The sequence below is a fragment of the Paenibacillus sp. ov031 genome, from assembly GCF_900143165.1.
Classification (GTDB): domain Bacteria; phylum Bacillota; class Bacilli; order Paenibacillales; family Paenibacillaceae; genus Paenibacillus; species Paenibacillus marchantiae.
In genome coordinates, this window is the sequence record NZ_FRDO01000001.1 from 741,397 (window position 1) to 767,188 (window position 25,792).

24 protein-coding genes are annotated in these 25,792 nt (G+C 45.4%); 18 read left to right on the plus strand and 6 right to left on the minus strand.

Going from position 1 to position 25,792, the window contains the following annotated elements:
* The first annotated feature begins 130 nt into the window (after positions 1-130).
* The 10 genes from nagZ (at position 131) to BUA17_RS03420 (ending at position 11,794) form a co-directional block, all read left to right on the plus strand.
* Positions 131-1,468, plus strand: coding sequence for a beta-N-acetylhexosaminidase (nagZ, locus tag BUA17_RS03375; RefSeq protein WP_244552062.1), 1,338 nt, complete (start codon positions 131-133; stop codon positions 1,466-1,468).
* Positions 1,469-1,541: 73 nt separating this feature from the next.
* Positions 1,542-2,246, plus strand: coding sequence for a response regulator transcription factor (locus BUA17_RS03380; RefSeq protein ID WP_072732600.1), 705 nt, complete (start codon positions 1,542-1,544; stop codon positions 2,244-2,246).
* Entirely contained in the window at positions 2,243-3,229 is a 987-nt protein-coding gene (locus tag BUA17_RS03385) for a sensor histidine kinase (RefSeq protein ID WP_072732601.1), read from the plus strand. Before BUA17_RS03380 ends, BUA17_RS03385 begins: the two co-directional genes overlap by 4 nt.
* Positions 3,230-3,505: 276 nt before the next feature.
* Positions 3,506-4,276 carry an ABC transporter ATP-binding protein gene (locus tag BUA17_RS03390; RefSeq protein WP_072732602.1) on the plus strand — a complete coding sequence of 257 codons (771 nt, stop codon included), beginning with the start codon at positions 3,506-3,508 and terminating at the stop codon, positions 4,274-4,276.
* Complete coding sequence (locus BUA17_RS03395; RefSeq protein WP_072732603.1) at positions 4,251-6,203, plus strand: ABC transporter permease; 1,953 nt, start codon at positions 4,251-4,253, stop codon at positions 6,201-6,203. Before BUA17_RS03390 ends, BUA17_RS03395 begins: the two co-directional genes overlap by 26 nt.
* Positions 6,204-6,398: 195 nt before the next feature.
* Positions 6,399-7,826, plus strand: coding sequence for a 4-hydroxyphenylacetate 3-hydroxylase family protein (locus BUA17_RS03400; protein ID WP_072733464.1), 1,428 nt, complete (start codon positions 6,399-6,401; stop codon positions 7,824-7,826).
* Between the two features lie 220 nt (positions 7,827-8,046).
* Positions 8,047-8,754 carry a response regulator transcription factor gene (locus BUA17_RS03405; protein ID WP_064638805.1) on the plus strand — a complete coding sequence of 236 codons (708 nt, stop codon included), beginning with the start codon at positions 8,047-8,049 and terminating at the stop codon, positions 8,752-8,754.
* Positions 8,732-10,183, plus strand: a complete 1,452-nt coding sequence (locus BUA17_RS03410) for a sensor histidine kinase (RefSeq protein WP_072732604.1) — start codon at positions 8,732-8,734, stop codon at positions 10,181-10,183. Before BUA17_RS03405 ends, BUA17_RS03410 begins: the two co-directional genes overlap by 23 nt.
* Positions 10,184-10,282: 99 nt before the next feature.
* Entirely contained in the window at positions 10,283-11,362 is a 1,080-nt protein-coding gene (locus BUA17_RS03415; protein WP_063563459.1) for an AI-2E family transporter, read from the plus strand.
* A 33-nt stretch (positions 11,363-11,395) separates the two neighbouring features.
* A complete protein-coding gene (locus BUA17_RS03420) occupies positions 11,396-11,794 on the plus strand; it encodes an Asp23/Gls24 family envelope stress response protein (RefSeq protein ID WP_072732605.1) in 399 nt (132 codons plus the stop codon).
* A gap of 86 nt (positions 11,795-11,880) precedes the next feature.
* On the opposite strand, the gene BUA17_RS03425 is transcribed toward BUA17_RS03420, so the two are convergent.
* Positions 11,881-12,726, minus strand: a complete 846-nt coding sequence (locus tag BUA17_RS03425; protein WP_063563461.1) for an AraC family transcriptional regulator — start codon at positions 12,724-12,726, stop codon at positions 11,881-11,883.
* 203 nt (positions 12,727-12,929) lie between these two features.
* Between BUA17_RS03425 and BUA17_RS03430 the strand changes: the two genes are divergently transcribed.
* The 3 genes from BUA17_RS03430 to BUA17_RS03440 all read left to right on the plus strand — a co-directional run bounded on the left by BUA17_RS03430 (position 12,930) and on the right by BUA17_RS03440 (position 17,117).
* Complete coding sequence (locus tag BUA17_RS03430; RefSeq protein ID WP_072732606.1) at positions 12,930-13,934, plus strand: aldo/keto reductase; 1,005 nt, start codon at positions 12,930-12,932, stop codon at positions 13,932-13,934.
* A gap of 346 nt (positions 13,935-14,280) precedes the next feature.
* On the plus strand, positions 14,281-15,822 hold the full coding sequence (locus tag BUA17_RS03435) for an acetate--CoA ligase (protein WP_244552112.1): 1,542 nt from the start codon (positions 14,281-14,283) through the stop codon (positions 15,820-15,822).
* Between the two features lie 50 nt (positions 15,823-15,872).
* On the plus strand, positions 15,873-17,117 hold the full coding sequence (locus tag BUA17_RS03440; protein WP_064638801.1) for an aminopeptidase: 1,245 nt from the start codon (positions 15,873-15,875) through the stop codon (positions 17,115-17,117).
* A gap of 91 nt (positions 17,118-17,208) precedes the next feature.
* On the opposite strand, the gene BUA17_RS03445 is transcribed toward BUA17_RS03440, so the two are convergent.
* A complete protein-coding gene (locus BUA17_RS03445; protein ID WP_072732608.1) occupies positions 17,209-17,673 on the minus strand; it encodes an AraC family transcriptional regulator in 465 nt (154 codons plus the stop codon).
* A 211-nt stretch (positions 17,674-17,884) separates the two neighbouring features.
* On the minus strand, positions 17,885-18,517 hold the full coding sequence (locus BUA17_RS03450; protein ID WP_063563466.1) for a nitroreductase family protein: 633 nt from the start codon (positions 18,515-18,517) through the stop codon (positions 17,885-17,887).
* Between the two features lie 130 nt (positions 18,518-18,647).
* Between BUA17_RS03450 and BUA17_RS03455 the strand changes: the two genes are divergently transcribed.
* The gene (locus BUA17_RS03455; protein WP_072732609.1) at positions 18,648-18,923 is read left to right on the plus strand and encodes a hypothetical protein; all 276 of its coding nucleotides are present in this window, start codon (positions 18,648-18,650) and stop codon (positions 18,921-18,923) included.
* Positions 18,924-19,178: 255 nt separating this feature from the next.
* Here the strand turns inward: BUA17_RS03455 and BUA17_RS03460 are convergent, their stop codons facing one another.
* Complete coding sequence (locus BUA17_RS03460; RefSeq protein ID WP_244552063.1) at positions 19,179-19,793, minus strand: TetR/AcrR family transcriptional regulator; 615 nt, start codon at positions 19,791-19,793, stop codon at positions 19,179-19,181.
* A gap of 154 nt (positions 19,794-19,947) precedes the next feature.
* Between BUA17_RS03460 and BUA17_RS03465 the strand changes: the two genes are divergently transcribed.
* Positions 19,948-20,718, plus strand: coding sequence for an alpha/beta fold hydrolase (locus BUA17_RS03465; RefSeq protein WP_063563469.1), 771 nt, complete (start codon positions 19,948-19,950; stop codon positions 20,716-20,718).
* Between the two features lie 204 nt (positions 20,719-20,922).
* Here the strand turns inward: BUA17_RS03465 and BUA17_RS03470 are convergent, their stop codons facing one another.
* Together BUA17_RS03470 and BUA17_RS03475 are read right to left on the minus strand one after the other, a co-directional pair.
* Complete coding sequence (locus BUA17_RS03470; protein WP_072732611.1) at positions 20,923-21,699, minus strand: M15 family metallopeptidase; 777 nt, start codon at positions 21,697-21,699, stop codon at positions 20,923-20,925.
* Positions 21,700-21,945: 246 nt separating this feature from the next.
* Positions 21,946-22,308, minus strand: coding sequence for an iron-sulfur cluster biosynthesis family protein (locus BUA17_RS03475; RefSeq protein ID WP_072732612.1), 363 nt, complete (start codon positions 22,306-22,308; stop codon positions 21,946-21,948).
* Positions 22,309-22,438: 130 nt separating this feature from the next.
* Between BUA17_RS03475 and BUA17_RS03480 the strand changes: the two genes are divergently transcribed.
* The 3 genes from BUA17_RS03480 (at position 22,439) to opuFB (ending at position 25,789) form a co-directional block, all read left to right on the plus strand.
* Positions 22,439-23,038 carry a Rossmann-fold NAD(P)-binding domain-containing protein gene (locus tag BUA17_RS03480; RefSeq protein WP_211754034.1) on the plus strand — a complete coding sequence of 200 codons (600 nt, stop codon included), beginning with the start codon at positions 22,439-22,441 and terminating at the stop codon, positions 23,036-23,038.
* Positions 23,039-23,238: 200 nt separating this feature from the next.
* Complete coding sequence (locus BUA17_RS03485) at positions 23,239-24,282, plus strand: ABC transporter ATP-binding protein (protein ID WP_063563472.1); 1,044 nt, start codon at positions 23,239-23,241, stop codon at positions 24,280-24,282.
* On the plus strand, positions 24,275-25,789 hold the full coding sequence (gene opuFB, locus BUA17_RS03490) for an osmoprotectant update ABC transporter permease/substrate-binding subunit OpuFB (RefSeq protein ID WP_072732613.1): 1,515 nt from the start codon (positions 24,275-24,277) through the stop codon (positions 25,787-25,789). The genes BUA17_RS03485 and opuFB overlap by 8 nt, the downstream gene beginning before the upstream one ends.
* The last annotated feature ends 3 nt before the right edge of the window (positions 25,790-25,792 follow it).

The following is a 25,792-nucleotide window of genomic DNA, read 5'->3' on the forward strand; positions in this document are numbered from 1 at the left end:
GTTTTTAGGCTGCATCATAAGAATATATACTGGAGCCGTCTAATTTTGAAAATGAACCACCTTATGATAAGGTTATGCCTGAACCGCATTCAGCCTGAATGACAACAACGTTTAAGGAGGATGACCATCCTTGCATATCCATAGTCGCAAGTTAAAAAACAAACACATAAACACGCTTCAAATGTTGTGCCTGCTATTCGGAATAATGCTGCTCTTATCCGCATGTGGGCAGTCACAGAAGCCTTCCTCGTCAGAGCAAAATAACAATAATGCCGGAACGGAGACCAATGCGAATTCAAACACAGGTGCAAACAATCAGAATGATCAGGATGATCAACAGAATACAGTGCCTCCACAGGAAGAGAAGGATCCGGTAGAAGAGCAGCTCGACCAATTGTCTTTGGATGAGAAGATCGGACAAATGATTCTGGCGGGTGTTCAGGGAACCACTTTGGATGCTCAAGCGAAACAGATGATCACGAATCAGAAGGTGGGAGGGATTATTTTCTATGCAAATAATGTCTCGACCGTGCCAGGAACAGCAAAGTTCGTACAATCCATTAAGGATGCCAATCGTTCCAATCCGGTTCCTATCTTCATGAGTGTGGATCAGGAGGGTGGCAAAGTTAGTCGAATGCCAGAAACGGTAGAGTCTATACCTTCCAATGGGAAAGTGGGCAAGACGAAGGATGCTGATTTGGCTCAAACGATGGGCAAATTGTTAGCAAGACAAATTCAGCTGTTAGGTTTTAACGTCGATTTTGCTCCAGTACTGGATGTAAACAGTAATCCGAATAACCCGGTAATTGGGGATCGTTCATTTGGGAGTTCAGCCAGTCTGGTCTCCCAAATGGGTATAGCCGAGATGAAGGGATTGCGCAACGAAGGGATTATTCCGGTGGTGAAGCATTTTCCCGGTCATGGAGACACGTCAGTGGACTCCCACTTGGATCTGCCTGTCGTGAACAAAACAGAAAAGCAACTTGCCCAGCTGGAGTGGATTCCGTTTGAGGCAGCGGTGAAGGAACAAGTGGAAGCGGTTATGGTAGCCCATATTTTGTTTCCAAAGCTTGATCCCGACCATCCCGCCTCCTTGTCGGACGTCATTATTGGTCAGCAGTTGCGTGGCAAATTCAAGTATGACGGTGTGGTCATCACAGATGATCTGAGCATGGGCGCGATCGCGAAAAATTATAAGTTGAACGATGCCGCAGTAGCGACGGTTCAAGCAGGGAGCGATATTCTGCTAGTAGCTCACAGTTATGAGAGTGCCAAGACTATTTTTGATACGCTGAAGAGTGCGGTGAAGTCAGGGAAGATTTCAGAATCCCGAATTAATGAAAGTGTATATCGAATTCTGGCTTTGAAACAGAAGTATAACTTGTCCGATGAGGAGCAGCCGTCAGGAGATTTGAAGCAGCTGAACGCTGACATTGTGGATTGGCGCAAGCAGGTCGATGCCCGATAGTACCAACCTGTGTTATGATTTTGGAAAGAGAATTGCATATTCCATTACGACAGGTTAGAGGTGAGACCTTTTTATGTATACGATAATGATTATTGAAGATGATCCGAAGATTGCGGGTCTTCTTCAATCCCATATCGAGCGATATGGTGATAGGGCCGTTGCGGTTGAGGATTTTGAGCAAGTCGTTCAGCAGTTTGAACAAGTTAAGCCGCATGTCGTGCTGCTGGATATCAACTTGCCGAGTTACGATGGGTTCTATTGGTGTCGCCAAATTCGTTCCATTTCCACATGTCCGATTATTTTCATCTCGGCCCGAAGTGGCAAGATGGATCAGGTCATGGCGCTTGAGAACGGTGCGGACGATTATATTACGAAGCCGTTTGAGCATGAGATTGTCATGGCCAAAATTCGAAGTCAGCTGCGCCGGGTGTATGGCGATTACGCTACGCGTCATGAAGAGCGCAAGGTGGAACTGGATGGACTAACTGTTTATCTGGAAAGATTGGAGATGGAGCTCGGTGACCGCAAGATACAACTGACCAAGAAAGAAACCATTTTGCTGGAGACGTTGCTGCGTCGCAGTCCCAAACTGGTTAGTCGTGAAACCATCTTGGAAAAGCTGTGGGACGATTCGTTTGTGGATGATAATACACTTAGCGTGAATGTGACCCGCGTTCGTAAACGATTGACTGAGCTGGGAATTACAGATGCGTTGGAGACGGTAAGAGGTTCAGGTTATCGACTCAACAGTAATTGGAAGGCATCGTCGCCTTCATGAAGTTGTTTATCAAAGAACATATTGTACTGACTTGTTGGGTAATCGTTGTGCTGCTCACCGTGGTTGCGGTCTTCTGGTACGACGGCTACGACCACTGGTTAACGGCCACGTATGCGGTATCTCTGGGGTTAGTCCTATACGCAGCCTATCTCATTTATCGGTATCTGTCCCATCGCATGTTTTATTCCCGGATGTCCCATCGAATGAATGATCTAAAAGAATTTGTTCCATTGAATGAGCCTGCTCCCTTGCCACAGGCATTGTCAGAACTGCTGGACTCACAGTACGGTCATTATTATGCACATCTGCATCGTCTGGAACAGCGTCAACAGGAATATCTGACTTTTATGAATCAATGGGTTCATCAGATGAAGACACCTTTGTCCGTCATTGAACTGACGGTTGAGGATCAGGAGGATGAGGACCCCCGTTTCATCAGCATTCGAGAGGAAGCAGACCAGATGAGACGAGGACTGGAAACCGTGCTATACATGGCGCGGCTAGAGACATTTGAACAGGATTTCAGTGTGGAGCCCGTATCCCTCAAGGCGGCCGGAGAAGAAGCCATCCATGAACTGAAACGATTCTTCATTCGCAATCACGTATATCCCGAGATGAAAATTGATTCTGCGTTAGTGGTTCAGTCGGATGCAAAGTGGATTCGGTTTGTCCTCGTACAGCTGTTATCCAATGCCATCAAGTACTCTTCCGGGGGGAACGGGCAAAAGGTAACCATCCAGGCTTATGAAGCCACACGGTCCATCATTCTTGAAGTGAAGGATCAAGGAGTGGGTATTCCCAAGTCGGATCTCAACCGAGTGTACCAGCCTTTTTTCACCGGAGAGAATGGGCGACATTTTAAAGAATCCACGGGGATGGGACTGTATATTGTTAAGGATGTCCTGACACGAATGAACCATCGGATTGATCTTACATCCATTCAGGGAGAAGGGACAACGGTAACCATTACATTTGAAATTTAAATATAAAGCGCATAATGTGGAACGAATTGAGAAGACGTCTGGTACCCTGACAGGGATCGGCGTCTTTCTCATTTTCTACATAGAAGAAACACGCCAAAGGGCGACGAGACATATAACCTTACAATAATGTCATGAAGATGAAAGGTTAATCCATAGGAGAATGGTCGAAACTTCGATAGACTGAAGTCAGAAAGTAGAGAACGACCTCGAATTGCGATGAAGTTCAGCCCAACTTGGTTTAATTCAAATTCGAAATCTAAAAGGAGCCATTAACCTATGGAGATATGTTCAGTGAAACAGATTAGCAAAATTTATAAAGGGATCGTGTCATACGAAGCCTTGTCAGGAATTGATCTCAGTATTCAGGAGGGTGAATTCGTTGGCATCATGGGTCCATCCGGTAGCGGCAAAACAACGTTGCTAAACATGATTTCAACCATTGACCACCCTACTTCAGGGGAACTGAAAATCGCGGGTAAGAACCCGTTTGAACTGAATCACGATGAACTGGCTCTGTTCAGACGCCGAGAGCTGGGGTTCGTATTTCAGTCGTTTAACCTGCTCAACACACTCACGGTTAAAGAAAATATTGTCCTGCCGCTTACGCTGGATGGAGTACCGGTTGAGGAGATGAATGAACGTGTTGATCGACTTGCAGAGAAGCTGGGCATCGCATCTCTTCTGAACAAACGCACGTATGAAATTTCCGGAGGTCAAGCCCAGCGGACAGCAATCGCACGAGCCCTGATCCATTCTCCCAAGCTGGTGCTGGCCGATGAGCCTACAGGAAATCTCGATTCGAAGGCAGCGCGTGATGTAATGGAGATGCTGGAACGTCGCAACCAGGAAGATCGAGCCACCATGCTGCTGGTCACGCATGACGCTGTTGCGGCAAGTTATTGCAGCCGGGTTGTATTTATTAAGGATGGACGTCTTTACAACGAGATTCATTACGGAGATAACCGATCGACGTTCTATCAACGAATTATCAACGTATTATCCCTGATGGGAGGCTCAGGACATGAATTTTCGCCAGTTCGCCATTAATAATGTTGTTCGGAACAAACGAATTTACCTGGCCCATTTTCTGAGCAGTACGTTTTCCGTCATGATCTTTTTTACGTATGCACTTCTTTTGTTTCACCCGGATCTGAAGGATGGACTGAAGGGTTCAAGTGGGACAGTGACCATGCTTGCGAATCAGGGGTTTTTGATTGCTGAGATCATTATTTTCATCTTTTCGTTTCTGTTTCTGCTCTATTCCGTAGGTTCATTTCTCAAGACGCGTAAAAAAGAATTCGGCATATTTCAAATCATTGGCATGACACGTAAACAGATGAACCGACTGTTATTTATGGAAAACTTGTGCATTGGACTTGCCGCCATTGTGGCAGGCGTTGGATTAGGAATGATCTTTGCCAAGCTGATCCTGTTGATCTGCGGTTCGATGCTGGCGGTGGAAGAAAGTCTCCGATTCTATTTTCCATTAAAAGCAATCGCACTTACTGTCGGAGCATTTCTGCTGCTGTTTGTTGTGATTGCGCTGAGCTCATCGCTGCTGATGCGAAAAGGGTCATTGATTGACCTTGTAAAATCAGAGGAAAAACCCAAACCCGAGCCAAAGGCTTCTCGTCTTTTAGCACTTCTCTCCGTCATACTCATTGGGGGTGGATATGTGGGTGTATTTGCCTTTGTATGGATCACATACTCTTTCCCTTTGCTGCTTGGTAGTGTTGTTTTGGTTATTGCAGGCACGTATTTGTTATTCACCCAACTTAGTGTGTATGCCATTCGGGCGCTCAAAGGCAATAAGCGTTTGTTTTTCCGCAAAACGAATTTGCTATTTCTGTCCGAACTTACCTATCGAATGAAAGATAATGCGGTCATGTTTTTTATGGTGAGTGTGATCTCGGCTTCCGCCTTTACAGGCATTGGTACGATGCTGGCGATCGCTGATCCGGGATTGTCATCGATGTCAAATCCATATGCGTTTACCTACCAAAATTCATGGGATACACCTGGCGCAGAACGGCACATCAGGAAGATCGAAGAGACTTTAATTGATAATGAAGTTCCGTATCAGAAAGGAAGTTATATTCCGCTATTTGATGACGAGGGCAACTATATTATCAAACTCAGTGAATATAATCATCTTGCCAAGGCACTTGGTTACAAAGAGCGAACTCTCGAGAATGTTAACGATTCCTTTATGACTCCGGGCAATCTTACGAGTCGTAAGACATTACGAGCAGAAGCTGGGCAGGGTTCAACTCAGAAAAATATCAGTATGTGGGAAGTTCAGGAAAAGGTCAGATTAACAACACCTGCAACCGATATCGTCATCCCTGTTGAATTCAAAAGGGAAGTTTATGTGGTATCTAATGAGCTGTACGACAAGATGAATAAGGAATTTAATATTCAAATCGAGGCTGATGAAAATTATTATCCCGATAAAAAAACTCAATTTGTTGTGACAGATTGGATGGGAACGCGGAAGTTTGCTCCTGATCTGGTCGAATCCATTCAAAATGACTCAGATGGTCAGGGGTACTTCGAGATCAGCGCTCTCGTGCTGGATTGGCTTAATTCCAAACAAACTAATGGTATTATCCTTATTCTGAGCGGATTGATTGGCATTGTCTTTTTCACCTTTGCTGCAAGCTTTACCTACTTCCGGTTATATGCAGATCTGGAACGGGATGAAGAACAGTACCGCATGATTGGTAAGATGGGACTGAGTCGCCCGGAGCTTCGCAACATCGTAACCAGACAGCTGGTGTTAATGTTTTTCCTACCAATAGTGTTGGCCATTATCCACAGTTCCGTTGCATTTGTTGCATTACAGCAGTTGGTTGATTTCTCTGTTATGGGTTATACTTTGCGCATTTTCCTCGTATTTGCATCCATGCAGATTCTGTTCTTCCTTCTGGTACGCTGGCGCTATCTGCGTCATATGTATGCCAAATTGATCTAATATAAATCTAATAGAACAGACACCGAACCTTAGGTTTGGTGTCTGTTGACTTTTTCCTCCAAAGCAAAGTACTATTTCAATAGATACAATATGTATCATTTTAGTTAACTTGAGTCTCGAAATGATTAAAAACATTATCACCATTGAGTTTCCTAGCCTTTCTAACTGAGAAGGAGGATTACATTGAGCATAACGATGTCCCGTGGACAAGCTTATCTGCAACGGTTGAACGATGAACGGAATGTATGGCTGGATGGAGAACGTATTCGAGTAACAGAGCATTCTGCCTTCCGGGGAACCTTACAAACGATTGAAAGTCTGTTCAATCTGGTGGATGATGCGGACACGAGAGAAACAGTGGCTTATTGGGATGAGCAGACGAACGGATATGTACATCAGGCTTTTCGAGTACCCTGCAATGCTCAGGAGATCAGCAGCAGGGCGGCAGCCTTTCGATTGTGGTCTGATCGCACCTACGGGGTAATGAGCCGTCTCTCGGATTACGCCCGATCCCGCCTGACCGGATGGTACGCCACACGGGATGCGATGGCTGCATATGACCCAGCATATGGAGGTAAAATCGCTGCCTATTATGATGAGGCAAAACGGAAGGATGCCTTCCTGACCATTGTGCAGCGGGACCCGCAGATTAATCGTGCTCTGCCTGTAGGGGAAGATGAAGATGCAATGTTTCAAATCATTCGTACCAATACAGAGGGCGTTGTCCTCCGTGGTGCCAAGATGGTGGCAACTGCTGCTCCATATGCGGACGATATCATTGCATATCCGATTCAGCGCATTCCTGGACATCGTCCGGAATTGGCGCATATGGTTATAGTGGCAGCAGGAAGTCCAGGATTACATATGGTATGTAGAGAATCTTTTGCAACATTAGATTCAGATACTGCTCATCCGCTCAGTAGTCAGTATGATGAGATGGATGCTATATTATTTTTTGACGACGTATTTGTACCTTGGGAGCGTGTACTGCTGCACAACAATCCGGAAGCGGTATGGCAGATTCGCTGCAACGTGGCATCCTCCAGTCTGGCTTATCATCAGAGCATTATTCGGCTGCATTCGAAGCTGGAATTCATTACAGCCATCACGTCTTCCATTGCCAAGGAGATTGGAGTGGATGCCTTCCTGAATGTACAGGAACAGCTTGGGGAGATGATCAGCCAGATGCATACGATTGAAGGACTCATCATCGCATCTGAGGCACAGGCTGCCCCGGATGTTCATGGGAACTGGCTACCATCATTCAAATATATCGAAACAGCCCGTAATCTGGGGAACCATTATTACCCGCGTGCTGTTGAGATTTTGAAGACTATAGCTGCAGGTGGCCTTATTCAGATTCCTTCCGGGAAGCTGGAGCTGGAAGGAAGTATCAGCCCTATGATGAACAAGTATCTTGGAGGCGTAACGATGCAGGCACCAGAGAAGATTCGATTATTTCAGCTTGCCTGGGAGCTGACAGGAAGTCCGCTGGGAGCCAGACATGATCTGTATGAACGTTTCTATGCCGGTGACCCGGTACGCAATCGGGCGAGTCAGTATGTGCAATATGATAAGGACCGATTATATGCCCGGGTTGAACCCTGGTTACGTAGCAAGTGATGAATGGTACTGAATCTTTACTTATTTTAGCTTTATATTTGAAGCTCTGGCCTGATGCCTGGGCTTTTTATTTAGGTTATCTTTAGAAATGGTTTAGATTGATTTAAGAGACGTAGTATATAGTAGTAACGTATAGACATATGAACAATAACAAATGGAATGTACGGATACGAATTCGAATGAAAACTGAATTTATTGAAATAGGAATGAGAGGATTCGCATGAGATACACACTATTAATTGCAGATGACGAACCCGAAATTGTGGAACTGCTTCAGCTGTACCTTGAGAAGGACTACAACATTGTGACAGCCGTTAATGGAGTAGAGGCGCTAGAGTGTATTCGTTCAACTCAGATTGATCTGGTCATACTGGATATTATGATGCCTGTAATGGATGGACTCCAGCTGATCAAACAAATCAGGTCCACACATCATATGCCCGTTCTGTTCCTGTCGGCCAAAAGCCAGGACCATGACAAAATCCTTGGACTCGGATTGGGTGCTGACGACTACATCTCCAAACCTTTCAATCCTTTGGAGATTGTCGCCAGAGTGGAAGCTTTGCTCAGAAGAGTCAATCAATTTGATGCACCTGACGTGCCTGCTGCTAAGGAGTTAAATCTTGAGCTGGGTGAGCTTAGGCTTGATCGATCCCAATGTATCCTTTTTCGCTCGGGTAAACCTGTGACATTGACCTCAACAGAGTACAAAATCGTGGAGCTTCTGCTTGAGCAGCCAGGCCGTGTCTTCACCCGTAAAAAAATATACGAAGCCGTCTGGGGAGATTATTACGCTCACGAGGACAGCACGATAATGGTACATATCAGTAACATTCGGGAAAAGATCGAGCGCGACTCCAGGCAACCGGAATATTTAAAAACGATAAGGGGACTGGGATACAAAATTGAAGCGCCCATGGAAAGCTAGAGAAAAGAGACTATTGCAAACGTCCCTGACACTGGACTTTTTGCTGTTCAACTTCTTTTTGTTGTTACTGGTAGCCATCGTGTACATTATCATTAATCTGGATGTGGTTGATTTCCGCATTTCGGATCAGGTGGTGGATCCTGATCTGAATGTGGAGGCACATGTGTACGTGACAGAACTGGAGAACGAATGGCTGTCCGGTAGTTCCGATGAGACCAATAATACCGAAATTCAGCGTCTGAAGGACAGTGGGGGATGGATTGAAGTGCTGGATGCGGATCGCAGGGTCATTCGTTATATCGGGGACAAGCAGGATACGTTCACTCAGTACAGTGAAGCTGAGCTATATGCAGGACTCGAAAACCGAAATGAACAGCCGTACTATTACTCCATTAGTCCACTTTCAACAGAGGGAGCTGCAAAGTACGTTTTGCTGAAGATTCCGCGTGACTTGGTCAGTGTGCGAATTAATGATAATCAGCTGATTACCAATTTGAAGCATCCGTTATCGTTCTACATTATGATCGGGATCGGATTGGTCTTGCTGCTGATATTTGTATACAGCTATTGGGTCGCCCGGCGAATCAAAAAGCCGCTAAGTATTCTCTCTCTAGGTCTTACCCAGATGATCCAGGGAAATTATAGTACACGCATGTCCATCTCGGCAGAGAGGGAATTTGTCCAGATTGGAGAAACCTTCAATTATATGGCGGACGTCATTGAGAATACATCTGCGGAGAAACGTTATGCTGAAGAGAGCAAACAGCGCTTAATTGTGGATCTGTCACATGATCTCAAGACCCCGATCACGAGTATTCAAGGATACGCCCAGGCTTTGGTGGAAGGGCGGGGGGAAGATAAGGACAGGCAGCAGCGATATCTGGGTTATATCTACAACAAGTCCGTTCAGGTTGCGCGCATGATTCAGAACATGCTGGAATTGCTCAAAGTGGATTCACCTGACTTCCGTATGCACATTCAGCAGCGGGAAATCGGCGAATTTGTACGTGAAATTATGGCCGACACATATGGTGAGATTGAGCAGAACCATTTTGGCCTGCATGTGCTCGTTCCTGATGAAGAGATCTATGCAAGGTATGATCCGGAACTGTTGTCCAGAGTGATTCAGAACCTGATTACAAACGCCTTGTCCTACAACCCTCGGGGGACGGAGCTGCGTGTGGAGTTAATCCCACTGGACAACCATGTGGTTATCGAGGTTGCTGATACCGGTGTGGGTATCCCTCAAGAGTTGTGGGCAACCATCTTTGATCCATTTGTGCGAGGGGATGAGGCTCGTACGGGAACCGGGGGTACCGGGCTTGGACTAGCAATTGCGCGGCGGAACACCGAGAAAATGGGTGGACGATTAACACTTTCCCAGCGTGGACGAGAGACGACGGTGTTCACTATACAGATTCCGAAATAAAGAACCGACATAAAGGATAAGGTTGACATAAACATTTGTCATTCTGATCACCATTTGCAAAATGCTCATATAGAAAAGGTTAAGTGGAGGGGAAACTTTTTGTTCAAAGTAAATTCGTTTGTACGTTTCAGTATTGCACTGGCACTGATACTGATCAATATCTATCTGTTATCACGTGTCAGCTTTATTTTCCAACCGCTTGTTACCATGATTACGGTGATTACCGTGCCGATGATGTTGTCCGTATTCTTTTATTATCTGCTGCGGCCGCTCGTCAATTACATGGAAAAAAAGAAGCTGAATCGCACACTTAGCATTTTGTTGATCTATCTGGTGTTTGGTATACTGTTCGCCCTGTTTATTATAGGGTTATGGCCTTCACTACGCGAGCAGTTGATCAACCTGGTAGAAAACGCACCAAATTTAATCAATTCACTGAGTTTGCAGCTTAAAGAGCTCGAGCAGAACGGTGCCATTACGGCTTTGTTCCCGGAAGGGTCGACCCCGTTTTCGCAGATTACGGATTACATTAACAAAGGCTTCACCTTTGTAACGAACTATGTGAGTGGATTCTTCTCACTCATCTCAAGCTTTGCGATTGTTCTGTTTACCTTCCCGATCATCTTGTTCTACATGTTGAAGCAGGGAGAGAAATTCGGTCGTAAGCTGGTGCACATTGCACCTAAACGTTTCCAAAAAGACAGTCGTGATGTGGTACTTGAGATCGATCAGGCGTTAAGCGGCTTTATCGTGGGACGAGTTCTCGTGAATCTGGCTTTGGGCGTGCTGATGTATATCGGTTTCCTGATCATCGGTCTCCCGTATGCACTGCTGTTAACCGTGATTGCGGTCATTATGAACTTTGTTCCGTTTATCGGGGCGATTCTGTCCTCCGTTCCTATTGTCATTATGGGACTGGTGGTATCCCCTTCGGTTGCGATCTGGTCACTCATTATTATTCTGGTTGCACAGCAAATTCAGGATAATCTGGTTGCACCGTATGTATTCGGCAAAAAACTCGATATTCACCCGCTTACCACCATTATATTGGTGCTGGGTGCAGGGGATCTGGGCGGCATTATTGCCATTCTGATTATCATCCCTGTCTACATGATCGTTAAGATTATTTTGGTACGAATCTATCAGCTATTCTTCAAGGACAAATGGCAGAATGCTTAAACATTTATAAATGATATAGAAGGAGTGGAAATCATGTCTGAAATCATCCCACAACCATACACTGAACCTGAGTATATTGAGCCACAAACTGTTCCAATGGGCGCCATTCATATTTCCAACGATGTAGTATCCAAAATTGTTGGCATGGCCGCTCAAACTACAGAGGGAATATCCTCCATGTCTGTTGGTCTTACCGAAGGAATCGCCAAGAGTATCAGCGGAAAGAGCTTGCAGAAAGGAATTGACGTTGCAATCAAAGATGATCAGGCATCTATCCAACTGCGAATCAATGTTCAATTTGGCAGAAAGATGCATGAAGTCTGTCAGGAACTTCAACATAATGTGCAGCAAGCTGTCGAGCAATTAACAGGCATTATGGTCAATGAAATTAAAGTTCAAGTGGTAGGCGTGACCATGCAGGAGCAAGTTTAAAGCAGAACGATTAGAACGAACGAATGGAATTCAGTCATAAGCAGGTAGTGATATCCTGTGTAAAAATACAAAACAGCACTTTCCCATTAGCTGCATAAATGGGAAGGTGCTGTTTTGTGTTTGCGATAATACGTAGGGGCTTCGCCCATAACTTTTTTGAACATTTTCGAGAAAAGCAGCTGGTCGGCATATCCAACGGAACGGGAGATATCCCCAATGGTCAAAGCCGGATCCAGCGTCAGCTCAGCCGCCCTGCGCATGCGGTAATTGACCAGATAAGACTGAATGCTGGTGCCCATCTTGTCTTTGAAGAGAGAGCACAAGTAACTGCGCTGTAAGCCAACATGAGACGCAATGGACTGTACGGTTATGGTATTAGCATAATTAATCTCAATGAAATCCATCACCTGAGTGACATAAGTTTCTTTCGTATAGTCCTGGAGCGGAATAGGTCTGTCCTCACCGGCTCGATCAATCAAAATGGAGAAAAACTGAAAGAGCAATCCCGTCATGCTGATCTCCCATCCCTTATGGGTGTTGCGAGAGCTAATCATGCGGTGCAGACAGGAGCGCATCTCGTCATCGTCATTACCCATCTCAAAGATCGGATGGTGCTCAGACAGGCAGGCCTGCTGTAATAACGAAGGGCAGGTGCTTCCTTGGAAAGCAACCCAGCTATACTCCCACGGATCATCCTGATCTGCTTCATAATGAACGACAGAATGGGGCACGATGAGGAACCCCTGACCTTTGCGCAGCGTAACCTTTTTGCCTCCAACTTCGAAGGTACCTTTGCCGTCCAATATGTAATGGATTTTGTAATAATCCCGCATGGCCGGGCCGAAGTGGTGACCGGGTGCGCAAGCTTCTGTGCCGTAATGAAGGAGCTGCAGCTCCTGAAAGTGATTGTTTTTGCACATATACGTAATCAAGGCTATTCACTCCTGTTATGAGGTCGTTATACCTTGCATTTTAACATATAAAAGGTGAAAAGGAATCGTTTTATAAATGTCATTTGATGAAGATACCAATCATTTTTCCATATCGTTGTAGTGAAATGCCATATCGTTTTACATGGAAAGTGTCTAAGATGAAAGGGTATTCAATAACTTTTACAGGAAAAGAGAGATTAACGATGCCTTATACTGCGAGTGAACAACGATACAGTGAAATGAAGTATGCCCGCTCTGGCAAAACCGGAATTAAGCTGCCGCAAATAGCACTAGGCTTATGGCAAAACTTCGGTGGAAACCGCACCCTGGATATTCAGGAAGAGATGATTCTGCGCGCATTCGATCTGGGGATTAACCATTTCGACTTGGCCAACAACTATGGACCACCTCCAGGATCAGCCGAAGAGAATTTTGGTGTCATTCTCAAAAAACATCTGCGTCCTTACCGCGACGAACTGCTCATCTCCACCAAGGCAGGTTATCATATGTGGAACGGTCCATACGGCGAATGGGGTTCCCGCAAAAACCTCATTGCCAGTCTGGACCAAAGTCTGAGCCGGATGGGACTGGATTACGTAGATATTTTCTATCATCACCGTCCAGATCCGGAAACACCGCTCGAAGAAACGATGACTGCGCTGGATCATATCGTTAGACAGGGTAAAGCTCTGTATGTAGGCTTGTCCAACTATGATGCTGAACAGACAAAAGAAGCAGTTACTATTTTGCGTCGTCTCGGAACACCTTGTCTGGTTCACCAGCCAAATTATTCGATGCTGAATCGCTGGATTGAGGATGGATTGCAGGATGTGTTGGATGAGCACGGCGTAGGATCGATCGCATTCTGTCCGCTTGGCCGGGGACAGTTGACGAATAAATATGTGGACAAGATCAAGGAAGAGCGCGCTAATCCAACAGGCAATCTGAGAAAAGAAGCCTATACGGACGAACGGATCGCCAAGTTCGAAGCACTTCAGGCGGTTGCTGAACGTAGAGGTCAAACGATCTCCCAGTTGGCGCTGAATTGGATTTTGCGTGGTAACCGAGTTACTTCCGCTCTGATCGGCGCAAGCCGTGTGTCCCAGATTGAAGAAAACGTAGCGGCCCTTCAGGCACCAGATCTGACGACAGAAGAGCTGAATGAAATCGAAAGCATCTTGGATGGCATCGGAAACTACGCTTGGTAAACTTGTAACGGAGAGATACGACTTTGGAGATTCAGAGTCATGTCTACAATGATTAATTTGATCCCCATGATATAGATATGTTGGGATAACGAAGGTGTCTTCCTGTAGTCGGGAGGACACTTTTTTTGTCTTACTTATCGTTCTTTATATGTAGAGATAGACCTTTTAGAGCGTCGGCTTAATTGACCTATGTTTATTTTTTTCTTAAACTATTTCATATCATAGCACCAGGTCCTAGGATTTAGGGTATAATATATAGATGCTATACATTTGAAATATGAAGGAGAGGCTCCATTTGAATTTTCAACAGTGGATTTCGCCTGAAACCTATAACCTGACATCCGAGATGGAGAATCACCCGTCGGATCGGGTTGCACTTAGATGGCTGAGCGATCATAAAGAATTGGAAGAGATCACTTATGGTGAGTTATTGAAGCAGGCAAATCGTCTTGCTGGAGGCTTGCGTGATCTTGGTTTGGAGAAGGGCGACCGGGTGCTGGTCATGGTACCACGCCGAATTATTGCCTATGTTATATACATTGCCTGCCTGAAACTGGGGATTGCTGTTATTCCTTCTTCCGAGATGCTGCGTGCGAAAGATCTGGAGTATCGTCTTCGGCATTCCGAGGCCCGGGCTGTCATTGTCTGGTCCGAGACGACTGCTGAAGTTGAAAAAATAGATGCAGATCTGCCGGCATTGGCACACCGCATCGTTGCATCACCAAATGGTGATGATAGCGTACCTGGAGAAGGCTGGGTCAATGTACACCAGTTAATGCAAGGCCAATCCGATACGATGGCTGCGGTGGAAACACATCGTGACGATATGGCTATTCTCGCTTATACCTCCGGTACGACTGGTAATCCAAAAGGCGTAGTACATAGTCATGGTTGGGGGTATGCCCATTTACGGATCGCTTCATCGTTATGGCTGGATATTCAGCCTTCGGATACGGTATGGGCAACGGCAGCACCGGGATGGCAAAAATGGATCTGGAGTCCGTTCCTGTCTGTACTCGGAAGAGGGGCTACCGGACTGGTCTACAATGGATCATTCCAACCCAAACGTTATCTGGAACTGTTGCAGGAGCATCAGATCAACGTCTTGTGCTGTACGCCGACGGAATATCGGTTAATGGCCAAAGCAGACGATCTGGGTCACCATGATCTGTCCGCACTGCGCAGCGCCGTGTCTGCTGGTGAGCCGTTGAATCAGGAAGTAATTGAAATTTTCCAGCGTCACTTTGACCTGACGATCCGGGACGGATATGGACAAACCGAGAGCACGCTGCTGATCGGCAGCTTAAAAGATGCTCCCGTACGAATTGGTTCTATGGGGCAGTCCATTACACCAGGCCTTATTGAGATCGTCAATGAAGAGGGACAACTTGTACCTGCTGGTGAAGTAGGAGATATCGCAGTGCATAAGGATATGCCAGCCTTGTTCCGTGCCTATTACCAGGATGAGGGACGGAAGGAAGCGAATCAGCGTGGGGATTATTTTGTAACAGGTGACCGCGCACGCAAAGACGAAGAAGGCTACTTCTGGTTTGAAGGTCGAAGTGATGATATCATTATCAGTTCGGGATACACGATTGGACCGTTCGAGGTGGAAGAAGCGCTGATGAAACACGCCAGCGTGAAGGAATGTGCGGTCGTAGCGAGTCCTGATGAGATCCGTGGTAACGTAGTGAAAGCATTTGTAGTGCTGAGAGACGAGTCTCTCGCATCACCAGAACTGGCGCGTGAACTGCAAAACCATGTGAAGGAATGGACAGCACCCTACAAATATCCACGTAAAATCGAGTTTGTAGCCGATCTGCCGAAAACAAACTCAGGAAAAATCCGCCGGATAGAGCTGCGTGAGCAGGAGAAACGCAAGGCTTAAATGATTGTGCAGCAATAGTATTCAAATATGAAACAGGAGTGAACACAACCATGAGTAATTTTGAACAAACCTTTGAAAAATCGTTGGAACAATACGCAGAGCTGGTTGTCAAAGTTGGCGTAAATATTCAGAAAGGACAGGATCTGCTCGTAACGGCACCCATCGAAACATTGGAATTCACACGTCTTATCGTGCAAAAAGCGTATGCGGCTGGCGCCAAGTATGTACAGGTTGATTTTGATGATGACGATATTACACGCAGCCGTTTTGAACATGGCTCTGATGACAGCTTCGATTATTACCCGGCCTGGAAGGCGGAAATGATGGAGAAGTTTGCAGAAGCAGGCGGCGCTACGCTCACGATCAAAGTACCTGACCCTGAATTATACAAAGGCATCAATTCCGACAATGTTTCGCGTGCAACCAAAGCGGCGGCTCATGCACGTCGCGGATTTTCGAAATATACACGTAACCACGAAATTAGCTGGTGTCTGATCAAAGCGCCAACCAAGGCGTGGGCGAACAAAGTATTTGCCGACATTCCAGAGGAAGATCGCATTAACGTGATGTGGGAAACCATCTTCAAAATGAACCGTGTCGATGGCGGAGATGCTATTCAGAACTGGAAAAAACATCTGGACACCCTGAATGCTATGAGTGATTTGCTGAACAAGAAAAATTATAAAAGCCTGCACTACCGCGCACCCGGAACGGATTTGAAAATTGAGCTGGTGAACAACCATATCTGGGGTGGCGGCGGTAGCGAAAACAAGCAAGGTGTGTATACCGTTGCGAACATGCCGACAGAAGAAGTATTTACAATGCCGAAGCGCAGTGGAGTCAACGGATTCGTCAGCAGCACGATGCCGCTGAACCTGAATGGTCAACTAGTGGACCAGATGAGAATTACGTTTAAGGATGGACAGGTCGTTGCTTTTACAGCAGCTTCGGGTGAAGAGCATCTGAAAAACCTGTTTGCCACCGATGAAGGTGCACGTTATCTTGGCGAAGTTGCCCTCGTGCCGCATGATTCGCCAATCTCCAACTTGAATCGTATTTTCTATAATACCGGTATTGATGAGAATGCATCTTGCCATCTGGCTGTAGGAAGTGCATACCCGTTCAACATGAAAGATGGTACGACGATGTCTAACGAGGAATTGCTGAAACATGAATGCAACGTTAGTCTGACCCATGTGGACTTTATGATCGGCTCCGCAGAGCTCGACATTGATGGTGAGTTGCAGGATGGAACGGTGGAACCTGTATTCCGCAAAGGGAACTGGGCATTTTAATTGGTGAAAACAAGGCAATAAGTTAGAAACAAAGGCGACTTCAACGTTGAAGTCGCTTTTGTTGTTTTTGGCATCCACAACTTTAAATGATTTATAGCGGCTTAACGGGTACACATATTTCGCAAAAATCCAGAAGAAGCAGATCACCGGCATACCTTTCCAAAATGGGTTTGTTGTCCATAATACAACCATTGCTCTGCAAATACGGGAAAATCTCGGTCCAGGCTTGCTGCACATCTTCTGCTGTGTGTTTGACTTTGCAAACCAGATATTGCCCGCCAAGAAGTTCAGTTTCTTCAAGTTGGGGAGTCGACTCATCCGGGCAGTAACCCTCTGATATGACAATACATGCATCATACCTGCATTGAGAGGGGAGGGTGGTTTTCGGGTTATCCTGCGGAATGCCGAACAAGATGGTCGACCTTGTAAGCAGGCCTTTGGATCTTGCCCAGGTCTTTAATGTTTCCATCGCGTGGCTGTTAGCAGGACCATACGGACCCACTTGTCGTACATAAGCAATTCGGGAGGTTGGCAGGTTTTCGATGTGGAATTCCATTGGAGTTCATTCCTTTCGTTACGATTATGGGTTACATCTCGAATGCTATCATGGTATAAAAAAATATTCATATGTATTTTTGGGGAAAGAGAGATTGGTTTGACGTGCGATTTGTTTATTCTGGGGAAATAGGAAAGAGGCCGATGATCTGATCATCGACCTCTCTTTTGTAATGGAATCAGTGAAAAGTTACGGATGTCACATTCCCAAGTTATTCGGCATGCATTTTGTTGAAGCTTACATATTCGTTAATCGGTTTGCGGTATCCGCGCGGACGTTGTTTGGCTTCGGACTTTTTGCCGATTGTAATTAGCATGGCAGGTACATAATGGTCGGGAATATCCAAACTGCGTTGCAACTCTTCCGCGTCGAAGCCAATCATGGGGCAGGTGTCCCAACCACGATCCTGAGCGATAAGCATCAATTGCATCGCTGACAGGCTGGCATTACGAATTGCATCTTCCCTCTGGAAGAACCTTCCCCGCGTTTCGTAAAATTCGATGACACTCTGTGATTCTTGCTCGTATTGAAACGGAGTCATCGCACCAAGGTTCAGCAGGCCCTCATTGATTGTGCGGATGTGATGGTGTGCGTTGACATCGCCGAGGACAACAATGACCGCAGAGGCCGTTTTTACTTTATATTGCTGGGAAGCTTCATAGACTTTTTCTTTCTGAGCCGGGTCCGTCAGCACAAGATAGTGCGTATGCTGGAGGTTAAAGGCGGAAGGTGCGAATTTGTTCAAGGCAAACATCTCTTGCAATTCTGACTCTGGAATCTCAATTCCTTCTTCAAAAATAACGGCCGATCTACGGTTTTTGACCAGATTCTCCAATTCACTCATGGTAGTTTCCCTCGCTTATGTATGGTTTATAAACTGACTATAACACACTAAGTTACTTTATGTAAGTATTATTTTTGAATAAGACAAGATCTGCCTGCCATACGATAAAATAAAACAGAAGAGGTGATTCATGAAAACATTCATCACAAGGCACAAGGCTGGAAAGTCGCGAAATGAATTTCAGGTGTACGTCATCGAATCTTCCACGCTAAAACGTTTTTTGGTGGTGGAGATGGTACTGGGAACCATCGCGTATAATGTTGCACTTTTTTGGTTTCATAATGCACTTCTTGCAGGCGTTGGTTCCTGGGCCGGGACGGAGAGTGTGAAGAGGCTGCCAGTCGTTTTCAGAAAAATAGCAGGTCGGCAGGAAGGTTCAGGCATCATGAGCATGTTCTTTACTTAAGGAATAGACGGCTTATGGGCCCCTGGCTCTCTTTTTCAATTGCAAGGGACACCGGACACGTTATTTCCTAAAATGCTCCAAAAACGTTACATATGGCCTAAACCCCGTTATAACGTGTCTGAGGTTCCTTAGCATTTTGCAGGCGCTTCTTCAACCTCTCATACACGTCTCATCTTTTTTTTACACTCCATGTCTTATGCTCCAACCCCGAACGAGGAGAGAGGAACGCCATTTTTATATAAGTCTGGAGGCCAGTCATCTCACCATTGTACCTCGCAAAAAAATTCCGACAATCTCCTTACCTAAATTTAAAGTGTAATCATATTCTCTTAATGTATCTACCTTATTGCCGATGACCATCATTGTTGAGAAAGTTTGCGCGAGAAGCATGGAATTGTTGCTTCGAAGCAGGTTATTATCCATCGCATCTTTAAAATAATCAGCCAGCTCTACGTAAATTTTATTTTCCGCTGCTCTGATTTCCTCAATCTGTTTCTCACTCAAATATCTCTCCGCATCTTTGAGCAGAGTCTCAATCTCCGCATGAGGATTAGCTAACCTTGCTTCTGCCACATGGAGCAGTCCTGTTTCCAGATTGTCTGCTTCTCTTAATAATCGTGACGTAGCTTGGTGCACATGTTTAAACATGGTCGTAACCGCGATCTTAAAAAGTTCCGGTTTACTGGTGAAGTGATAATAAATGGATGGTTTAGACACATTGCAAGCTTTAGCGATTTGTTGGAGTGAAACAGGTTCGTACCCATGCTCCATAAAGAGTTTGGCGGCCGTTTGAAGAATTATTTCTTGTACGGGTAAATCATCTTCTGCTTGTTTGGGTCTTCCTGGTAAGCGTTGTGAATCTGTATTCATTTTCATCATTACCTCCGTGAATATTTTATGACAACTTATCCATTGAATAAGATTAGACTTGTAATTTTACTTACCGGTAAATATAATTTACTGGAACTGAAGCAGCAATTCAATGATAACCTAATCCAAAATAATATTGAAAGAGGTTTTAACTTTGGCAAAAACAGAGAAAAAAAACAAATGGACTAAAATATTGATATGGGGAGTTTCCCTCATTGTAATTGTAATCATTGGCTTATTGGTATACCTCAATTCGATAACCTACAGTCCTTCCAATCAAGCAGAACTCGCATTTCAGAATGATAATCAGGTCATAGTAACAGAGATCAAAGACGGTTATAAATTTGAGCCACAAACCGGGAAAGTAATTGAACCGAATATTATTTTTTATCCTGGAGGTTTAGTAGAACCGGAAAGCTACTCACCATTTGCCAGAGAACTGGCTCAACGGGGACATCGCGTATATATTGCGGAAATGCCACTGAATCTAGCCATTTTCGGTCAAAATAAAGCGGACTCCTTTCTTGAAGAACACCCAGACGAATCATTTGTTATTGGGGGTCACTCTTTAGGAGGTTCATTTGCAGCGAGATATGCTTCGGAACACAGTGAGAAGCTTAAGGGTGTATTTTTCTTGGCTTCTTATGCGGATGAGGGCGGATCCATAAAAGACACTGATTTATCTGTTTTGCAAATTACAGGTACAGCAGATGGAGTTCTCAATAAAGAAGCTTGGGAAAGTGCCAAAACCAATCTACCTGCTGACACTTTGTATGTCAGTGTAGAAGGAGGGAACCATGGCCAATTTGGCTCTTATGGGAAGCAAAAAGGGGACAATGATCCAGCGATTGAGGAAGAGCAGCAATTAAAACAGGTCGTTGATGCTGTAGAGGAATGGAGCACAGAACTGAATAGTAAACCTTAAATCTGCAATGAATCGAACTTAACATCAATGTGGTTGAGCTGATCCTTATCTTTTCGATTTGGAGAACGATTAAAATGTTGTAGATATAATGCAACAGGACGGCGCCCGAAATCGAGCCCCGTCCTGTTAGTTGTATCTGTAATTTACATACGATAGTCATATGAGAGTGGAATGAATACCTTTTGTCATCAGATTTCTACTGTTTTATTTGGCGCGCTCCAGGTACTGTTCAAGTGTAAGGTTCTGACTCGTAATTTCACCCGCAATATACACGCCAACATAACGCACATGCCATGGCTCATAAGAATAGCCTGTCAGTTTCTCCTGATCTTTGCCATAACGAATGATAAATCCGTATTTATGTGCATTGGCTTTCAGCCATTTGCCTTCCTTGGTGTTTCCAAAGCTTTGTTGCAAATCATATCCCGCTGATGCACTGGAGATATCCATCGCAAGACCCGTCTGATGTTCACTTTGTCCAGGACGAGCACTGGTTTTATTCGCAACGGCTTCGCCTTTGATACTTGCATTACGGTCAAAAATGGATTTTTGGGTAGCATAAGAGCGATAACCGGACACGGCTTTGATATCAATGCCGTCTTTTTTTGCTGCTGCGAACAAGTTCTCAATTGCGGTAGCGGCTACTTTACGCATTTGCATTTTCGGACTGGACCCGGAGAAGCTAAATGGGATGTTAGGAACAACCAGATCCTGAGGGGCATAGGTTGAAGGCAAGTTTCTCTTTTTATTCACTAGCACAACCGTGCTTGATAGATTCGTTACCGTTGCCAGGCCACTGCTGCTCGTTTTAATTGTGCGTCCAGGTGCATTATCGTGCAGGAATTGAGTGAAGCTGGAGCTGGCAGCAGATGCGACCGGATTCAGTTCCTTGGTGAAGGGCAGCGTTGTGAATGCTGAGCCTGCTACGACAGAACCTATAAGTATCGTGGATACGATGGATTTACGTGTAAAAGATTTCATGATGGGTGTTCCTCCTCGGGTTATATCAATCTCGTTCTTTGGTATATACCGAGTATACTAGAGGATTATATCCATAGGTTCTCCAATTGTTTCCGAGTTGTAAACAAAGTTTGCGAGATTCATAGCTTTTAATTGTCTGACGAGAAAAAGAGCACAAAAAAAGACTCTGCACCTTTTGTGCAAAGTCTTTTTGTATACATAGATAGGCGAATCAAATGCTCATTATTTCAGCCACAAACTTTTGAATTACAGCTCGCATGAAACAGAATTGCCGGAGCTTCCAGCAGCCACAGCGCGAGCATCCCGAACACGGACATTGCTGCTGAGTACACCGGAATCACTGCTTAGTTTGAAGGAAGGATAGTTGAGTTCCGTGTCCAGCTTCATGTGCTGCTCCAGGTTTAACTGTTGTTTCGGATCGACATAGAATGGCACCAGATTGGTTTCAATTTGTACATCTAGAGCTTCGGGTTCATCCACGATAAGTATGGCGATAATTCCGTTACAGCCACAACCTTCCATGTCATAGATCACTTTGAAATAACCGGGCTGATCATTCAGGCTTTCAGTTAATCGCGCAGCAGCCAAATCTGTAATTTGAATATGCATATCGCTACACTCCTTTATATGTTGGCACGATTGTAATGGTAAATGGATTAATTCAACTTCTACTGTCATTATACCACTTTGGCAAAAATCAAAGCATGTATTTTCTTGACTGATCAGTCTGGAAGCCATAATGATTCCGTTCATCAAGGAAGCGTTATGGAACGGCGTTAAACGATTCGTCTTACTTGGCAGTGCTTCCGTTGATGAAGACGGACCTATATTTGGCAAAGTACATCAAAGCTTGAAGGAGCTTGCTCCTGAGTGGACTGTACTACAGCCTTCCTATTTTATGGAGAACTTTACAGAGGGACCGCATCGGGAGCCGATGAAGCAGTTGGGTAAAATCTACAGTGCTACTGGTGAAGGTAAAATTGGTTTTGTCAGCGCAGATGATATCGCAGCAGTTGCCTTCTTTGCTCTGACAGATGTTGTCCCCCATAATACAGCTCATATCATTACGGGGCCAGAGACATTGTCTTATGGGCAAGTTGCGGACATCATTAGTCGTTTATTGGATCAGCGTATTCAGCATGAATCATTGTCGGATGCAGAACTGAGAAATAGCCTGATTCAGGCGGGAATGTCAGAAGATTACGCCACGGCTCTGGCAGGGCTGGATGTATTCATCCGGGAGGAAGGAAGAGAAGATCAAACGACGGAGACGGTATTGAAAGTCACAGGGCAAAGCCCGGTTTCTCTGGAGCAATTTATTAGGCAGCATATGCATTAAGGGAAATGATATAAGAATTATTATAAAAATATTGGAAGCAAATTCTGCTGAATAACAAGAAGACGGTGCCGGAACGCCCGTCTTTTTTGCTGATTGTTCAACCTTTAACAATACCCCAATCCAGCATGGTGATTATACGTGTACGCTTTTGGGGAAATAGATGAGAATGAATGTTTGATAAAAAGGAGAGAAGAGAACGGATGATTCAGTTCGAAAATGTATCCAAGCAATACCCTGATGGAACCCATGCTCTGCGTCAGGTTAATCTCAACATTAACAAGGGAGAGCTGTTCGTCATGATTGGTCCGAGCGGTTGCGGCAAAACCACAATGCTCAAAATGATCAATCGTCTGATCGAGCGGACAGATGGGACCGTACGAATTAATGAACGACCTATCGATGAATATAACATTCATGAATTGCGGTGGAATATCGGATATGTGCTACAACAGATTGCGTTGTTCCCACATATGACGATTGCCGAAAATATTGCGGTTGTTCCTGAACTCCGAAAGTGGAAGTCAGAGCAAATCAAGGATCGCGTACATACTTTGCTGGACATGGTCGGACTGAAAGGTACCACATACAGTGATCGCAAGCCTGCTGAGCTATCTGGTGGACAACAACAGAGAATCGGTGTATTGCGCGCACTCGCTGCCGATCCCGAAATTGTACTGATGGATGAACCGTTCAGTGCACTTGACCCGATGAGCCGCGAGAAATTGCAAGACGATATTCTGGATATTCAGCGTCAGATGAAGAAGACGATTGTATTTGTTACCCATGATATTCAGGAAGCGATGAAGCTGGGTGATCGTATCTGCATCATGAAGGATGGGCAAGTGTTACAGGTAGGCACCCCGGAAGAACTAATCCAGCAGCCAGCGAATGAATTTGTACGTGACTTTGTTGGCGGTTCTGGTTCGGATAGGAGTTCACAGCCTGTATCTGATGGGGACGATCCAATGTATGAATTAAGAGCGGGCTCCGGCGAACAAGAACGACTGACTTCAATATTTGATCTTGAATCGATCATGTCCCCGCTCTCACCCGGACATGTGCCGAAGTCAGCCAAAACGGCTGTTCCCGTATCGATTACGCTGCCGGATTTTGTGGAAATCATGGCTTCTCATGATCATTTACTGGTCGAGAAAGACCACCAGATTATAGGACAGGTCAGTCGAGCCGATCTGATCCGGTACTGGTCCGGACAGTTGCAGGAACGGGGTGAAGCACATGAGTAGATTTACGGAAGTGTTCAGCGAGCGGAAAGGACAGTTGTTGTCTGCCCTCCTTGAGCATATTCAGATCTCATTTATCGCATTGTTCTTTGCCGTTCTGATCGCTATCCCGCTTGGCATTTATCTGACACGCAAGCCAAGAGTGGCTGAGCCGATAATTGGGGTAACAGCCGTACTGCAAACGATCCCGTCTCTGGCCCTACTCGGATTGCTCATTCCTTTATTCGGCATCGGTACATTTCCTGCGATTGTTGCGCTTGTAGTGTATGCCCTGCTTCCGGTACTCCGCAACACGTATACGGGCATATCGGAAGTCGATCCTTCCATGGTCGAGGCAGCGAATGCGATGGGCATGAACAGTCGTCAACGTCTCACCAAAGTAGAGCTGCCACTCGCGATGCTTGTCATTATGGCAGGCATTCGTACCGCAATGGTTCTGATTGTAGGTACAGCAACGCTTGCAGCCCTGATTGGCGCAGGAGGTCTGGGTGAACTCATTTTGCTAGGTATTGATCGAAATGATACGGCATTGATTATTCTGGGAGCCATCCCAGCCGCATTGCTTGCCATTTTGTTTGATGTGCTGCTCCGCCAGTTCCAACGTTTATCATTCAAGAAAACGCTGGTCACTCTCGGAACACTCGCTCTGGTGGCCGTTCTGGTAATCACAATTCCTTGGCTCTCCCGTGGAGGGCAAAAAGATCTGGTTATTGCTGGCAAGCTGGGTGCCGAACCAGAGATTCTGATTAATATGTACAAATTGCTCATTGAAAAAGATACCGATCTCAAGGTTGAATTGAAACCAGGATTGGGGAAAACCACATTTCTGTTCAATGCACTGAAATCAGGTGATATTGATATTTATCCAGAATTTACGGGTACCGCCATATCGGAGTTTATGAAGGAAACCGCAGTTAGCACTGATCGCACAGAAGTGTATGAACAGGCAAGAGACGGGATGTTGAGCCAATTCAATATGGTTCTTCTGAACCCGATGGATTACAACAATACGTATACGTTGGCTGTGCCTCAGAAGGTTGCGGATCGATATAATCTGAAGACCATATCGGATCTTAAGTCGGTACAGCAACAGATCAAGGCAGGATTCACACTGGAATTCTCTGATCGGGAAGACGGATATGTTGGTATTCAGAAGAAGTATGGCATCAAATTCCCGAACGTAGCCACAATGGAGCCGAAACTGCGTTATTCAGCCGTTCAGCGTGGAGACATTAATTTGCTAGATGCCTATTCCACAGACAGTGAACTGAGACAGTATAAACTTGTTGTGCTGGAGGATGATCAGGAATTGTTCCCGCCATATCAGGGGGCGCCGATGCTCCGCAAAGAAACGGCAGACCAATATCCGCAGCTTGTGGAGGTACTGAATCAACTTGCAGGCCGGATCACGGACGATGAGATGCGTCAAATGAATTACGAAGTGAACGTTAATGGAGCGATTCCAGAGCAAGTGGCAACGGATTATCTGCAAAAAGCAGGGTTACTGTAGCTT